The 13,793-nt window shown below is 74.0% G+C and carries 12 protein-coding genes; 2 read left to right on the forward strand and 10 right to left on the reverse strand.

What is annotated here, in order from left to right; all coding sequences use genetic code 11:
• Positions 1–52 precede the first annotated feature (52 nt).
• Both OG553_RS38515 and OG553_RS38520 read left to right on the forward strand, forming a co-directional pair.
• Positions 53–1,375 (forward strand): hypothetical protein, encoded by a 1,323-nt coding sequence (locus tag OG553_RS38515; RefSeq protein WP_331719338.1) that lies wholly within the window; start codon positions 53–55, stop codon positions 1,373–1,375.
• On the forward strand, positions 1,372–2,631 hold the full coding sequence (locus OG553_RS38520; RefSeq protein WP_405983275.1) for an MFS transporter: 1,260 nt from the start codon (positions 1,372–1,374) through the stop codon (positions 2,629–2,631). Before OG553_RS38515 ends, OG553_RS38520 begins: the two co-directional genes overlap by 4 nt.
• A gap of 78 nt (positions 2,632–2,709) precedes the next feature.
• On the opposite strand, the gene OG553_RS38525 is transcribed toward OG553_RS38520, so the two are convergent.
• From OG553_RS38525 to OG553_RS38570, 10 genes are all read right to left on the reverse strand, one after another.
• Positions 2,710–3,609: an aminoglycoside phosphotransferase family protein gene (locus tag OG553_RS38525; protein WP_331719340.1), complete on the reverse strand. Its 900-nt coding sequence runs from the start codon at positions 3,607–3,609 to the stop codon at positions 2,710–2,712.
• A gap of 14 nt (positions 3,610–3,623) precedes the next feature.
• A complete protein-coding gene (locus tag OG553_RS38530; protein WP_331719341.1) occupies positions 3,624–4,910 on the reverse strand; it encodes an MFS transporter in 1,287 nt (428 codons plus the stop codon).
• Complete coding sequence (locus OG553_RS38535) at positions 4,903–6,087, reverse strand: ATP-grasp domain-containing protein (protein ID WP_331719342.1); 1,185 nt, start codon at positions 6,085–6,087, stop codon at positions 4,903–4,905. Before OG553_RS38535 ends, OG553_RS38530 begins: the two co-directional genes overlap by 8 nt.
• On the reverse strand, positions 6,084–7,307 hold the full coding sequence (locus OG553_RS38540; RefSeq protein ID WP_331719343.1) for an ATP-grasp domain-containing protein: 1,224 nt from the start codon (positions 7,305–7,307) through the stop codon (positions 6,084–6,086). The genes OG553_RS38535 and OG553_RS38540 overlap by 4 nt, the downstream gene beginning before the upstream one ends.
• 70 nt (positions 7,308–7,377) lie before the next feature.
• A complete protein-coding gene (locus tag OG553_RS38545; protein ID WP_331719344.1) occupies positions 7,378–8,604 on the reverse strand; it encodes an ATP-grasp domain-containing protein in 1,227 nt (408 codons plus the stop codon).
• A gap of 44 nt (positions 8,605–8,648) precedes the next feature.
• Positions 8,649–9,440: an SDR family NAD(P)-dependent oxidoreductase gene (locus OG553_RS38550; RefSeq protein WP_331719345.1), complete on the reverse strand. Its 792-nt coding sequence runs from the start codon at positions 9,438–9,440 to the stop codon at positions 8,649–8,651.
• A gap of 43 nt (positions 9,441–9,483) precedes the next feature.
• On the reverse strand, positions 9,484–10,476 hold the full coding sequence (locus tag OG553_RS38555) for an aldo/keto reductase (RefSeq protein ID WP_331719346.1): 993 nt from the start codon (positions 10,474–10,476) through the stop codon (positions 9,484–9,486).
• 34 nt (positions 10,477–10,510) lie between these two features.
• On the reverse strand, positions 10,511–11,797 hold the full coding sequence (locus OG553_RS38560) for an FAD-binding protein (protein WP_331719347.1): 1,287 nt from the start codon (positions 11,795–11,797) through the stop codon (positions 10,511–10,513).
• Positions 11,794–12,843, reverse strand: coding sequence for a polysaccharide deacetylase family protein (locus OG553_RS38565; protein WP_331719348.1), 1,050 nt, complete (start codon positions 12,841–12,843; stop codon positions 11,794–11,796). Before OG553_RS38565 ends, OG553_RS38560 begins: the two co-directional genes overlap by 4 nt.
• Positions 12,844–12,854: 11 nt before the next feature.
• On the reverse strand, positions 12,855–13,664 hold the full coding sequence (locus OG553_RS38570; RefSeq protein WP_331719349.1) for a phytanoyl-CoA dioxygenase family protein: 810 nt from the start codon (positions 13,662–13,664) through the stop codon (positions 12,855–12,857).
• Positions 13,665–13,793: the final 129 nt, after the last annotated feature.

Raw genomic sequence — 13,793 nt, forward strand, 5'->3', positions numbered from 1 at the left:
TGCCGGAATTGGCAATTTCGGCCACGGCTTCAGAGCACGAGGAAGGAAGCGCATGGAGAAGGCAACCCCCAGGATCCTGATCGTGGGCCTCGACCGCTACGGCATGCGGGCATGCGTCCGCCGCGGCCTGGACGTCACCGTCGTCTGCGGGGCGGCCGCGTGGGAGCAGGGCCACATCGCGATACCGGACGAGGCCGAGGTGATCCGCGTCGACGACCACACCAGCGCCGAGTCCGTCCTCATGGCCCTCGACCGCGCCGGACTGACCTCCGGCTCCTTCGACGCCGTGTACACCACCGCCGAGGACTCCCTCGTGATGGTCGGCCTGCTCGCCGCCCACCTCGGCCTGCCCGCCGTACCCCCCGACGTCGCCGTGCGCTTCCGCGACAAGTCGGTCCAGAAGCGCGAGATACGGGCGGCCGGCCTGGCCACGGCCGGCGCCGTCGTCGTCGACGACGTCCACGACGTCACCGGCGTCACCGCCATCGCCTCCGGCAAGGCCGTGCTGAAGCCGGTCGCGGGAGCCGCCACCGAGCGGACGACCGTCGTCTCCTCCCTCGCCGAACTGCGCGACCGCAGCGACGAGTACCGGGCCCAGCACACCCGGCAGCGCACCTTCATCCTGGAGGAGTTCGTCCGCGGCGAGGAATGGATCGCCGACGGGGTGATGTACGACGGCGAACTGCGGTTCTGCGCCCTCGGCCGGTACGGGGACCCCTGCCTGACCGCCGTCGACAGCGGACGCCCCCTCAACTTCCGCCACTTCGACCCCACCGACGAGACCTGGGCCTACGACCTGGCCCTTCCCGTGGTCACGGCCTCGCTCGCCGCCCTGGGCCTCACGGACGGCACGTTCCACATGGAGCTCTTCCACGACGCCGGGACCGGCACGCTCACCTTCGGCGAGTGCGCCGCCCGCCGCGGCGGCGCACTCGTCCAGGAGGTCGTGCACGCCAAGTTCAACGTCGACCTGGCCGACTGCGCCATCCAGATCGCCCTCGGACGACGCCCCGAACTCGACGTCAAGGTCCGCCCCGGCGCCATCGGCGGCGCCTACCTCACCTCAGGCCCGGGACTGCTCCTCGACTGCCCGACGGCCGACCAGATCATGGCCCGGCCCGGAGTGGAGTTCGTCCGCATCGAACGGCCCGTCGGCGACCGCTCCCCGGCCGTCGCCGGCACCAACCACCGCATCGGCCAGTTCATGGTGGCGGCCGACGACCCCGAGGACCTGCAACAGCGGTTCGCCAAGGTCTGGGACTGGTTCGGCCCCCAGGTGAAGATCGTCCCCGACGGCCTCACCCCGCGCGAACTGCGCGCGCTCCAGCCCACGCTGCGCCCCGGCGTCCGCTTCGGGGACGCACTGTGGCAGTGACGGCGACCACCCCCGCGGCCGCCCGCGGCGGCCTGCGCGGGCTCTTCCCCGCGTCCCCCGCACAGCGGGTCCTGACCGTCGCCACCTTCGCCAACAGCTTCGGCGGCGGCATGTTCACCACCGCGAGCGCCCTGTACTACACCCGCGTCGTCGGGCTGCCGGCCGGGCAGGTCGCCATCGGCCTGTTCGCCGGGGCGATGGCCGGCCTGGTCTCCGGGGTCCTGGTCGGACGGCTGGCGGACCGGTGGGGACCCAAACGCGTCCACGTCACCGTCATGCTCTGCGGCGGGGCGGCGATCTCCTGCTTCACCCTGATCGGCTCCTTCTGGTCCTTCCTCGCCGTCGCACTCGTCGCGGGGACGATCATCCCCGCCGACGTGGCCAGCAAGGCACCCCTCATCCGCGGCGTGGCCGACGGCGATCCCACCGTCCTCATCGGCTACCTGCGCTCGGTGACCAACCTGGCCCTCGCGCTCGGCTCGGTCGTCGCCGGCTTCGTCATCCAGATCGACAGCCGTCCGGCGTACCTCGCGCTGGTGGTCTGCCGGGCCCTGGCCTACGTGACCTGCGGCCTCATCCTGCTGCGGCTGCCGAGGATCACGGCCGGCGCCGGGAAACGGGAACGCGGCTGGACCGCACTGCGCGACCGCGCCTACCTCGGTGCCACCTTCGCCAACGCCGTGCTCTCGCTGAACTACGCCGTGTCCGGGTTCCTGCTGCCGCTGTGGATCGTCGAACACACCAGCGCCCCGCGCTGGGTGGTCTCGGCGGTCCTCGTCCTCAACATGGCCTTCGTGGTGCTGCTCCAGGTCAAGGTCAGCCGCGGGGTGCACGACGTGGACAAGGCCGGCCTGCGCATGGCCTGGGCCGGCGCGGCCTTCGCCGCCGGGCTCACCCTCATGGCACTCGCCGACGGGCCCTCCCCCTGGACCGCGACGGGACTGCTCATGGGCGGCATGGCCGTCTTCGCCCTCGGCGAGCTCTGGTACGCGGCCGCCTCGACCCAGTACTGCTTCGGGCTCGCGCCCGCCCACCTGCAAGGGCAGTACGCCGGGGTGTTCGGACTGGGCAGCGGGGCGGTGCAGGCCGTCGCCCCGGCGGTCATGAGCCTGCTGCCGCTCGGCATGGGCCTGCCCGGCTGGCTGCTGCTCGGCGCCCTCCTGCTGTGCGTCGGCCTGGGCAGCCGGCCCCTGGTCGCCCGCGCGTCCCGGACCCGGCCGACGGCGCCGACGGCGCCGACCGCGCCCACCGCCTAGCCCCACGCGACACGCGGCCGGCCCGGAGCGATCTCGCTCCGGGCCGGCCGCGTGTCGCGTGCGAACCCAGCGGCCGCGTCAGCGGTGGTGGTCGGCGATCGCCTCGGCCGCCGCACGGTGGCCGACCGCCGCCAGGGCCGGGTTGCGGCCGCCCCGGTAGTAGTGCTCCGCCGTCAGCCCGAACCGCAGGGCCCAGCCCCGCCCCCGCGCCCACGTCGCGTCGTCCACGCCGGCCGCCTCGCGGAACACCTCCCGCGTCCCGGCGGTCAACAGCGTCCACGCCGCCATCACGTCGCAGGCCGGGTCACCGACCCCCACCAGCCCGAAGTCGATGACGGCCGTCAGCCGGCCCCCGCGGCCCAGCAGGTTCCCGGGCAGCAGGTCACCGTGCAGCCACACGGGCGCGCCCTCCCACTGCGGCGCCCGCACGGCCGCCTCCCACGCCTCGGTCGCGGCCGCCGCGTCGTGCGTCCCGTCGGCGCCCAGGTCCCGGATCGCGGCCCGGACCTCGTCGTCCGCCGTGTCCACCCGGCCGCCCCGGAACGAGCGCGGCGCCCCGGCCGTGCCGACGCGGTGCAGCGCCGAGAGGAACCGCCCCAGCCCGGCGGCGGCGTCGCGGAGTCCGCCGTCGGGCAGCGGCCGGTCGTACAGGTCCTCACCGTCGAGCCAGCGGTACACCGACCAGGCGTACCCGAACCCCTCGCCCGGCGACCCGTGCCCCAGCGGCACGGGCACATCGAGCGGCAGGTGCGGAGCGAGGTGCGGCAGCCACCGCTGCTCGGCGGCGACCTGCCCCGCCGCGTCCGGGACGCGGGGCAGGCGTACGGTCATGTCCCCGCCCAGCCGGAACATGACGTTGTCCGTACCGGCCGAGCGGACCTTCCGTACGGGCAGCCCCGCCCACTGCGGGAACTGCGCGGCGATCAGCCGCCCTACGAGCGGTTCGTCGATTCCGGCCTCGTCGGCACGCGTCTTCACGGGGGACTCTTCCATCAGGGCGCCGCCGGCTCCATCTCCGACTCCGGCAGCCTCGTGCAGGCCACGACGAACAGTACCCACCCCGCGAGCGACGCCACCGCGAATATCAGCAGGGAGTTCCACAGCCCCAGCCGCTCGCCCAGCACGCCCCCCAGGAACGCGCCGAGCGGGAACGGCCCGTAGGTGAGCATCCGGTACGCGGCGGTCGCGCGGCCCAGCACGTCCGACGGGATCACCGTCTGCCGGAACGCCACCACGTGCACGTTGTAGATGGTCAGGCCGAAGCCGTAGACGGCGAACGTCAGCGTCGCCAGTACGAAGTCCCACCCGGTGCCCGCCCCGGTCGGCAGCAGGATCATCGGCGCGACGGACGACGCACTGCTCGCCAGGATCAGGATCCTGGGGAACCCGAACCGGTTCCCGGCCCGCCGGGCCACCGCCGCCCCGGCGAGCGAGGCGACGCTGCCGAAGGCGAGGACGAAGCCGACCCCGCCCGCGTCCATGTGCAGTTCCTTGACCGCGTAGACCAGGAACAGCGTCAGGATCGCCTGCTCGCACATGTTGAACCAGCCGGCCCGCAGGCTCAGCATGCGCAGGATCCGGTTGCGCCACAGCAGCCCGAAGCCGGTCACGACGTCGGCCAGGCGCGGCCGCGCGGCCGACTCCGGGTCGCGCGCCGGCTCACGGTGCCGGATCAGGAGCATCGCCACGAACGCCGCCAGGTAGGCCACGACGTTCGCCACGATCGCGAACCACGCGCCCAGCACCTTGATCAGCAGGCCGCCGACCCCGGAGCCGCCGATCTGGGCGACGGCGTACGAGCCCTGCAGCTTGCTGTTGGCGTCCACGAGGTGCTGCTGCGGCACGAGCGCCGGCAGGTACGCCAGGTAGCCGACGTCGAACACCGCCGTGCCCGCGCCGACGACGAACGCGACCGCGCACAGCGCCGGTACGCCCAGCCCGTCCGTCAGGTAGAGCACCGGCACCACGGCCAGGGCCACGGCCCGCACCAGGTTGGCCACCAGGATGATCCGCCTGCGGTCGAACATGTCGATCAGCAGGCCGGCGAACGGCGTCACGCACAGCGCCGGCAGGAACTGCATCGCCGTGACGAGGCCGACCTCCGCCGCACTGCCGCCCAGGGCACCCAGCACCAGCAGCGGCAGGGCCAGCTGGGTCACCTGGGAGCCGAGTGCGGCGACCGTCTCGCCCGACCAGAGCTTGAGGAAGTCGTGGTTGTGCCACAGGCCCCGGCCGGAGCCGGGCGGCGCGCCGGCCGCCCGGGTCCCGGCGCTACTCACCGCGGTACTCCTCGGCGCCGCCGTCGACGGCGGCCAGCGCCGCCGCGGTCTCCTCCCGGGTACCGGCGAAGATCGCGTACCCGAGCCGGTCCTCGGGGCCGCGCGGCACCCGCGCCACCGTCCCCTCCCCGGCGAAGTAGCGCAGCTCCCGCAGCGTGCCCACCAGCGGCGGCAGGCTCGCGGACTCCCACGTCACCGGATGGCGGAACGGAGTCCGGCCGTCGCCGACGAAGAACCGGATGGCCGAGCACTCGGCGGCCGGGGTCCCCCGCGTCGTCCGCTCGCCCACCACCGCGGCGAGTTCGGCGGTGTTCAGGTTCCAGCCGGTGGCCAGCTCCACGAGCCGCGGGATCTGGCCGCCCGCCGGACGCCCCGCGATCTCCATCAGCACCGGGCCCGTCGCGGTCATGCGGAACTCCGCGTGGGAGACGCCCGCCTCCATGCCGAGCGCGTCGAGCGCGCGGACCGTCGCCTCGGACAGCAGCTCGCGCTCCTCGTCCGAGACCGCCGAGGGGGAGACGTGGGCCACCTCGACGCAGTAGGGGGGCCGGGTCAGGTACTTGTCGGTGACCGCCAGGACCTGGGACTCGCCCGGGGCCCACGTCACGGCCTCGACGCTGTACTCCTTGCCGGTCACGTAGCGGTCGACGGCGACCCGGCCGCTCGCCGCCAGCGCGGCGGCGGTCCGGAAGGCCTCGACGAGCCCGTCCGGACCCTCGACGACCCGGACCCCGCCGCTGCCGCCGTAGTCCGTCGGCTTGACCACGACCGGGAAGCGGCCGGCGGCGAGGGTGACGCACTCCTCCACCGTCCGGGCCACGCCGAGCTGCGGCGAGGGGACGCCCAGCTCCCGCAGCCGGCCGTGCATGACCCCCTTGTCGCGGAAGTGGCCCGCCGGCATCCGGGGCGCCGGGACGCCGAGCTTGCGCGCGACCTCCCGGGCGATGTCCGTGGACAGCTCCTCCCAGCACAGGACCGCGTCCCACTCGAACCCGGCCGAACTCGCCGCCTCGAACATCGAGTCGACGGAGAACCGGTCGCCGGCCCGCCACCAGTCGCACTGGTTCACGGGCACGCGCTGCGGGAGGTCGATGACCCCGACGAAGTGCCCCGCGTCGCGCAGCGACTTGAGGCCGAACTCCTTGTTGTCGCCGAGCCCGGCGATCAGCACCTTCACAGCGCCTGCGACCCCCCGCCGAACACGCCGAAGCCCTGCTCCAGCTGACGGAACGCGGACTCGGCCGAGCAGCGCAGCAGGCCCGCCGCGTCGAGCTCCTTCACCCAGCGCCTGCCCGCCTCCAGGTCACCGACCGTGGTGACCAGCTGCATCCGGTCGGTGTTGATGAAGCAGCGGTTCGTGGGCTTGCGCGCGGTGACCCGCATGACCTCGGCCCCCTCGGGGTGCGCGGGCACCTCGACGCCGGGGATCTCGACGGACGGCAGCTCGATCGCCACCGCGCGCGTCCGCGCCCGCGGCAGCGGCTCGCCGAGCGCGGCGGCCGTGAACACCGCGTGCGGGTCCGTGCCGCTGCCGGTGGCGCCCAGGTCGGACAGACCGCCCAGGCGCGGGTTGATCTCCAGGATGACGATGTCGTCCTCGACGACCGCGAAGTCTATCTGCCACGGCCCGTACGGGGCGAAGTTGTCCTGGATGTCGGTGAGGAACGCCTCCAGGCGCGCCGCGGCCCGCTCGGGGAGGGCGTACGGGGTGACGCGCGCCCGCTTCGAAGGGTCGAGCCCCGCGTCCAGCGGGCCCATGGAGACGACCGGCCAGCGCATCAGCTCGCCGCCCGCGGTGATCAGCTCGATCCCGGTCTCCTCACCGACCTTGAACGCCTGCACGATCGCCGGGAACGCCAGCCCCGCCCCGAGCACCGCGTCCAGCTCCGCCGCCGAGGCCGCGAAGAACCGGCCGTCGCCCGCCTGGGCCTGCGCCTCCTTGATCACCAGCGGGAAGCCCAGCTCCCGGGCCGCGCCGGCCACCTCGGAGGCGTCCGCGCAGACCGCCCCCGCCGGGACCGGCCAGCCGCGCGCCACACCGGTCTCGTGCAGCTTGACCTTGTCGCAGGCCACCTCGGCGAACTCGGCGGAGTGGGCGACGAACCGGCCGTCCCAGCGGGCCGCGGCCCGCCCGTAGACGATGGGCAGCTGCTCCTGGCCGTGGGCGTACGGGTTGGCGATGGCCACGTCGGGCCGCTCGGCGTCCAGCACGCGCAGCACGTCGTCCGCGTCCCAGTCCAGGCTGAGCAGCTTGACCTCGACGCCCGTGGCGTCGAACTCCAGGGCCGCGTCGAACTCGACGGCCGAGTACACGACGAACTCGGTGTAGCCGCGGTCGCGCAGGACGGGCAGGAACCTGGCGATCTTGTACTCGCCGAAGATCAGGGCTTTCTTCATGGTGTGTGTCTCCATCTGTACGGGACGGCGGGGAAGGGGGAACGGGTCGGTGAGGGTGGAAGGGGCGGGGTCAGAGGGGCAGGGGACGGCCGAGGACGGCCGTGCCCTCGGCGAGCTTCAGCAGCCGCGCGTCGATCTCCTCGACGCCGGAGCCGGTGGCGATCACGTATCCGGCACGGCCCAGGAACTGCCGCGGCGGCAAACGCAGTTCGGTGCCCGGATCGCTCACCCGCCGCACCTCCCGCACCCACGGCTCGCCGGCCAGCGCCGCCGGCACCTCGATGTCCTCGAACACCAGGTCCTCGGCGGGGTACAGGAAGCGGATGCCGACCAGCCGCTCCGGGCGCGGGATCGGCTCGGGCTCGCGGCCGGTGGCGACCGAGCCCAGCAGCCGGCCGACCGACAGGCCTTCGACCGCCAGCTCGGCCAGGCGCGGGATCAGCTCGCCGCCGAGCCGCCCGTTGACCTCGATGACCTTCGGGCCGTCGGCCGTGAGCATCAGCTCGGTGTGGGTGACCGTACGGTCGATGCCCAGCGCCAGGTTGGAGCGGACCACCACCTCGCGGACCGCGGCCTCCGTCTCCGGGTCGAGGACCGTGCCGACGACGTGCGCCACCTCCTCGAAGAACGGCGCGTACCCGGTGCGCTTCAACGCGATCGCGTACGGCTCGACCCGCCCGTCGAGCACCCAGCTGTCCACGCTGATCTCCGGGCCGACGAGGAACTCCTCGATGAGCACGAGCCCGTCCTCGATGGCCGCGTTCTCCGAGGTCCGCGCGAAGTCGAACGCCGCGCGCAGCTCCGCCTCGGAACGGACGATCTGCACCGCGACGCTCGCCGCCCGGCCGCGCGGCTTGACCACCACGGGGTAGCCGATGGCAGCCGCGGCCGAGACCGCCTCGGCGACCGAGCCCGCGAGGTGGAACCGGGCCGACGGAACGCCCTGCTCCTGGAAGAGCCTGCGCTGCTCCGCCTTGTCCCGGCAGGCCCGCGCCGCCTCCACCGGCATCGTCGGCACGCCCAGCCGGGCACCGACCGCGGCGGCCCGCGTGATCAGCATCTCCTCCCAGGTGACGACACCGACGATGCGGTTGCCCGCCGCCAGCTCGTCGGCGGCCGCGAAGACCGCCGCCTCGTCCTGGAGGTCGGCCTCCCGGTACTCGGCCGCGTACTTCAGCTGCCAGTCCAGCGGACGCTGCCCGATCAGGACCACGCGGTGGTGCTCCGCCAGCCCGCGCAGCGCGTACTCGCGGAAGTGCAGGTAGCCGGAGCCGATGACGAGAACGCTGTCCAACATGTGCTCACTCCTCAGAAGGTCGTGGGGCCTTGCGCCCGCCCGGCTCACCGGGAGGCCCGTTGCGCGTCGACGATCCGCCGCCCGCTGTCGTCCGGCGCGCCCCGCCCCTGGAGCCGGGCAGCGACGGAGGGGAACTGCACCGACAGGGCGCAGCGCAGCCGCAGCCCGAGCGGCGCGACGTTGATCTCCGCGCGGTCGTCCGTGACGGCCCGCAGCACCGCCGACGCCACCTGGTCCGGGGTGACGGCCCGCGCACCGCGCGGCAGCGGCGCCCCGGTCCGGGCGAACATGCCCGCCTCCGCGACGAAGCCCGGCTGCACGAGCGACACCCCGACGCCCGCCGGACGCAGGTCGAGGCGCAGGGCGTGCGCGAAGCCGCGCAGCCCGAACTTCGACGCCGTGTAGAGCGACGAGTACGGGGTGGCGGCCTTCCCCGACATCGACCCCACGAACGCGAGGTGGCCCCGGCCGGCCGCGGTCATCGCGGGCGCCAGCAGCCGGGCCAGGACGACCGCCGACCGCAGGTTCACCGCCAGGGCGCGGTCCACCTGGCCGGTCGTGTACTCCAGGAGGTCGCCACTGGCCGGCAGGGCCGCGTTCGCCACCAGGATCCCGGTGCCGGCGGACTCCTCGGCGAGGCGTTCCACGTCGTACGGGTCGGCGAGGTCGGCGGCCACCCACCGGGCGCCGAGCGGACCGGCGAGCGCGCGCAGCGCGTCCGCGTCGCGCCCGGTCACGATCAGGTCGGCGCCCGCCGCGGCGAGCCGGGCGGCGAGCGCCCGGCCTATGCCTCCGGTCGCACCGGTGAGGAGTACGGTCTCTCCGGCGATCTTCATCCTGCGGCTCCTGGGAAGGGGAAGGCGGTTCGGGGGCCCGGGGTCACCAGAGGTGGTGCACCTGGGCGCGGATCCGGCGGTCGTACAGGTCGCGCAGCAGGCCGAGGGTCTCCTCGGACAGCGGCTCCATGGACCCGGCCGCGGCGTTGGACCGGGCCTGCGCCACCGAGCTGGCGCCCGGGATGACCGTGGTGACGCCCTCCTGCTGGGTGACCCAGCGCAGGGCGAGCTGCGCGGCCGTCGCACCGGGCGGCACCAAGCCGGTGAACTCGCCGGCCGCCGCGAGGCCGGTCTCGTAGTCGACGCCGGAGAAGGTCTCGCCCACGTCGAACTGCTCGCCGTGCCGGTTGTAGTTGCGGTGGTCGCTCACGGCGAAGACCGTGTCGCGCCGGAACTTCCCCGACAGCAGGCCGGAGGCCAGCGGCACCCGGGCGATGACGCCCACGCCCGCGGCCCGCGCGGCCGGCAGCACCCGCTCCAGCGGCTTGCGCCGGAACACGTTCAGGATGATCTGGACCGAGGCGACGTTCGGCCGCGCGATGGCGGTCATCGCCTGGGCGCAGGTCTCCACGCTCACGCCGTACGCCTTGACCCGGCCCTCCTCGACCAGGACGTCCAGGGCGTCGAAGACCGCGTCGGACTCGAACACGGCGTCCGGCGGGGTGTGCAGCTGTACGAGGTCGAGGGTCTCCGTCCCCAGGTTCTCCCGGGAGCGGTCGGTCCACGCGCGGAAGTTGTCGAGGGTGAACGCCCCGAGCTCCTGCGCCCCGCGGCGCCCCAGTTTGGTCGCCACGGTGGGCCGTTCGCCCGGCGAGGTGCGGAACTCCCGCAGGAACCGCCCGATCAGCCGTTCGCTGCGGCCGTCGCCGTAGACGTCGGCGGTGTCGATGAAGTCGACGCCCGCCAGGCAGGCCTCGTCGAGGATGGCCCGCACGTCGTGCTCGCGCACGTGCGCCCATCCGTCGCCGAACTGCCAGGTGCCGAGACCGACGACGGAGACCTTCCGCCCGGCCTTGGCCAGTGGTCGCTTTTCCATGCGCGCGCCTTCCGCGATTGCCGGTACGAGGGGGTCAGGAAGCGATGGGGGAGACGGGGGAGACGGGGGAGAACGAGGCGACCGGGGTCACCGGGGAGAACAGCCCGTCCACGAACGCGTTGGCGAACTTGCCCCGGGGGTCGCACTTCGCCAGCAGCTCCGCGAAATCGGACGCCCGGCGGTAGCGGGACCGGATGTCGGCCCCGGTCATCGCCGTGAGCTTGGCCCAGTGCGGCCGCGCGCCCAGCGGGACCAGGAGCTCCTCCACGGCACCGATCGCCGGCAGCACGCGGACGGCGTCCTTGACCCAGGTGAAGTGGAAGGCCACCGAGTCGCGTTCGTACGCCGGACTCAGCCACAGGTCGTCGCCGCGCACGGTCCGTACCTCGGACACGTGCAGGACCGGCCCGAGGAGCCCGCCGATGCCGCGCAGCGCGTCGAACGCGGCCGCGGCGGCGGCGCGCGGCAGGAAGTACTCCGACTGCAGCTCGTCGCCGGTGTCCGCGGTGGCGCCCGGACGGAAGTGGGGCAGCCGCAGGTGCCAGGGGCCGGGCACGCCCAGCTGGGCCGTGCACGGGGCCGGGTCCGCCCCGGGCACCGGATGCATCGGGCCGGGCGCGGGGGTTCCGAGGTCCAGCCCGCCGGCGGGCCGGTCCGTGCGGTGCTTGAGCCACACGGACGCGTCGTCCCCCCAGGTGGTGAACGCGCTGACGCTGTACGCGGCCCCGAAGACCTCGTCGAAGCGGTCCCGGATCCCGTCGAGCGGCACGGCCGCCCGCACCGACTGGGCCACCTCGAACGCCGGCTCGATCTCCAGGGTCACGCGGGTGGCCACGCCCAGCGCGCCGAGGGAGACCACCGATCCCGCGAAGGTGTCCCGGTCCACGTCGCGGCGCAGCTCGACCAGGTCGCCCTCGGGGCCGACCAGTTCCAGCCCCACCACGGCGGCCGCCAGGCTCCGCCTGCCGTCACCCGACCCGTGGGTCCCGGTGGCGGTGGCCCCGGCGACGGAGAGGTCGGGCAGGGACGCCAGGTTGGCCAGCGCGTGGCCCGCCGGGTGCAGCGCGGCGGCCACGTCGGCGTACCGCATGCCCGCGGTCACCGTGGCGGTGCCCGCGTCGGGGTCGATGTCGACGGCCGGCGGCAGCCCGTCGAGCCGGACCAGCCCGCCCGCCGTCTCCAGCACCCCGCTGAAGGAGTGGCCGGCGCCGAGCGCCCGGACCCGTTCGCTGCCCGCGACGATACGGCGCAGCTCGTCGACGGAGCCGGGCCGCGCGACCGGGGCCGTACCGAAACCGATGTTGCCCGCCCAGTTCCTCACGGCGCCGTCACCAGCCCGGACCGGCTCCGGTCGATCATGTCGTCGGCCCGGACGAACTCGTAGCCGCGCTCCAGCAGCCCCTCGATGATCGGAGGCAGCGAGGCCACGGTGGGCGAACGGTCGCCGCCCCCGTCGTGGAGGAGGACCACGGAGCCGGGCCGGACCCCGGCCAGCACGTCGCGGGCGATGTCGTCGGCCTGGCGCAGGGCCCAGTCGTCCGGGGCGACGTCCCACAGCACGGTGGTGGCGTCGACGTCCCCGAGCCAGTCCAGCACCTGGGGCGTCCGCGATCCGTACGGGGGCCGGAACAGCCGGGGCGCCGCGCCGCCGCTCGCGTCGGCGATCGCCTCCGCGGTGCGGTCGATCTGCTCGGCCAGCTGCGGCCGGGTCAGCTCGGGCAGGAACGGGTGCGACCAGGTGTGGTTGCCGATGGCGTGGCCCTGCTCGCGCATCCGCGTCAGCTCCTCGGAGAACCCGCCGGCGCTGATCCCGACGCAGAAGAAGGTCGCCGGGACGCCGTAGCGCTCCAGGACGTCCAGGACCTGCCCGGTGTAGGGCGGCAGCGGGCCGTCGTCGAAGGTGAGCGCCACCTCGCGGCGGCCGCGGTCGCCGTGGTTGTAGAGGCGCCCCGCCAGGCCCAGTTCGCGGTCCGCGTCGGCGGACGAGGCGATCTGGGCGGCCAGCTCCTCCTCACGGCCCGTCTGCGTGCCCCGGTGGGCCTCCAGCCGTACCAGGCCCCGCCCGCCGCGCAGGCTCGCGAGGGCCAGTTCCTCCGCCGGGACCGAGCCCAGCAGCGGCCGGTCCGGCAGCAGCCACGGATCGGCGCGGTGCACGCGCAGTCCGGCCGCCATCAGGCGGCCGTCCAGGGTGCCGTTGGTGCTCTCCACGACGATCCCGAGCCGGTCGCCCAGCCCGCGCAGCCGCTCGATCAGTTCGTCCGCCCGGTGCGGGGCGTAGTCGCCGGGCACCGGGACGCGGCGGCCGTCGGGGCCGACCACCGCGAGGCGGTACCCGCCCGCGTGCCATGAGATTCCCGCGTGCAGCATCTGGTCCCCCCTCACTCGGGCCGGGCGTACTCGGCGAAGTGGTGCTCGGCGAAGAGGTCCGGCCACCGGTCGCCGGCCAGTCCGAGCCGGCGGGCCCGCCGGAGCATCTCCCGCCAGTACGGCTTGACCGGCGGCCACGCCGCCCCGGCCTCGCAGTAGGAGGCGTCGACGAAGTACCGCGGCCGGCCCGGGAACTGCGGCTTCGCGCGGCGGGCGTGGAAGAGCGCGGAGTGCAGCAGCACGGTCGACCCGGCCGGCAGCTCCTCCAGGTACACCTCGCCGGGCAGCACGTCGGTGCCCAGGTGGGCGCGCGCCCTCTTCTCCGCCACCTCGCGGTGGGAGCCCGGCAGGACGGCCAGTCCGGCCATGTCCGGGTCTATGCCGTCGAGGTAGTGCAGCGCGTGGACCATCGTGTGCGTCCGGTGCGAGGCGGTGAGCTGCTCGTAGTCGTGGTGCCACCCCTTGCCGGGGAGGTCGGGGGCGTGCCGGTCGCTGTGCATGTGGTGGAAGCCGAAGCCCGGGCCCAGCAGCTGCTCCACCACGTCCAGCAGCGGTTCGTGGGCGAGGAGTCCGCCGTGGCCGGGCAGGTCGAGCTCCAGGACGTCCGGCACGCCGTGGGCGGGGTAGTCCAGGACGGCGGCTATGGACCGGGCCCGCAGCCCGGTGTCGACCCAGGTGTCGACCTCCTGTTTGACCCGGGTCACCAGGTCGTTCGGGAGGAAGCCCGGCAGGACGAGGAAACCGTCCTGCTCGAACCGGGCCCTCTGGGTTTCGTCGAGTTCGGGCAGCCGGGTGGGGGTGTGCAACGTCTGCACGGACATGGGCAAGAGCTCCGTTCTCCGTTGATGAACTGGCATCGGCTCCATCGAGCGGCTCTGTCCAGAAAGAGTGACAGAGGTTGCCTATCTGGTCAATAATCTTGGCAAGTCCACTTGCCTAGCCATGGCAAC

Source organism: Streptomyces sp. NBC_00158 (assembly GCF_045160885.1).
Taxonomy (GTDB): domain Bacteria; phylum Actinomycetota; class Actinomycetes; order Streptomycetales; family Streptomycetaceae; genus Streptomyces.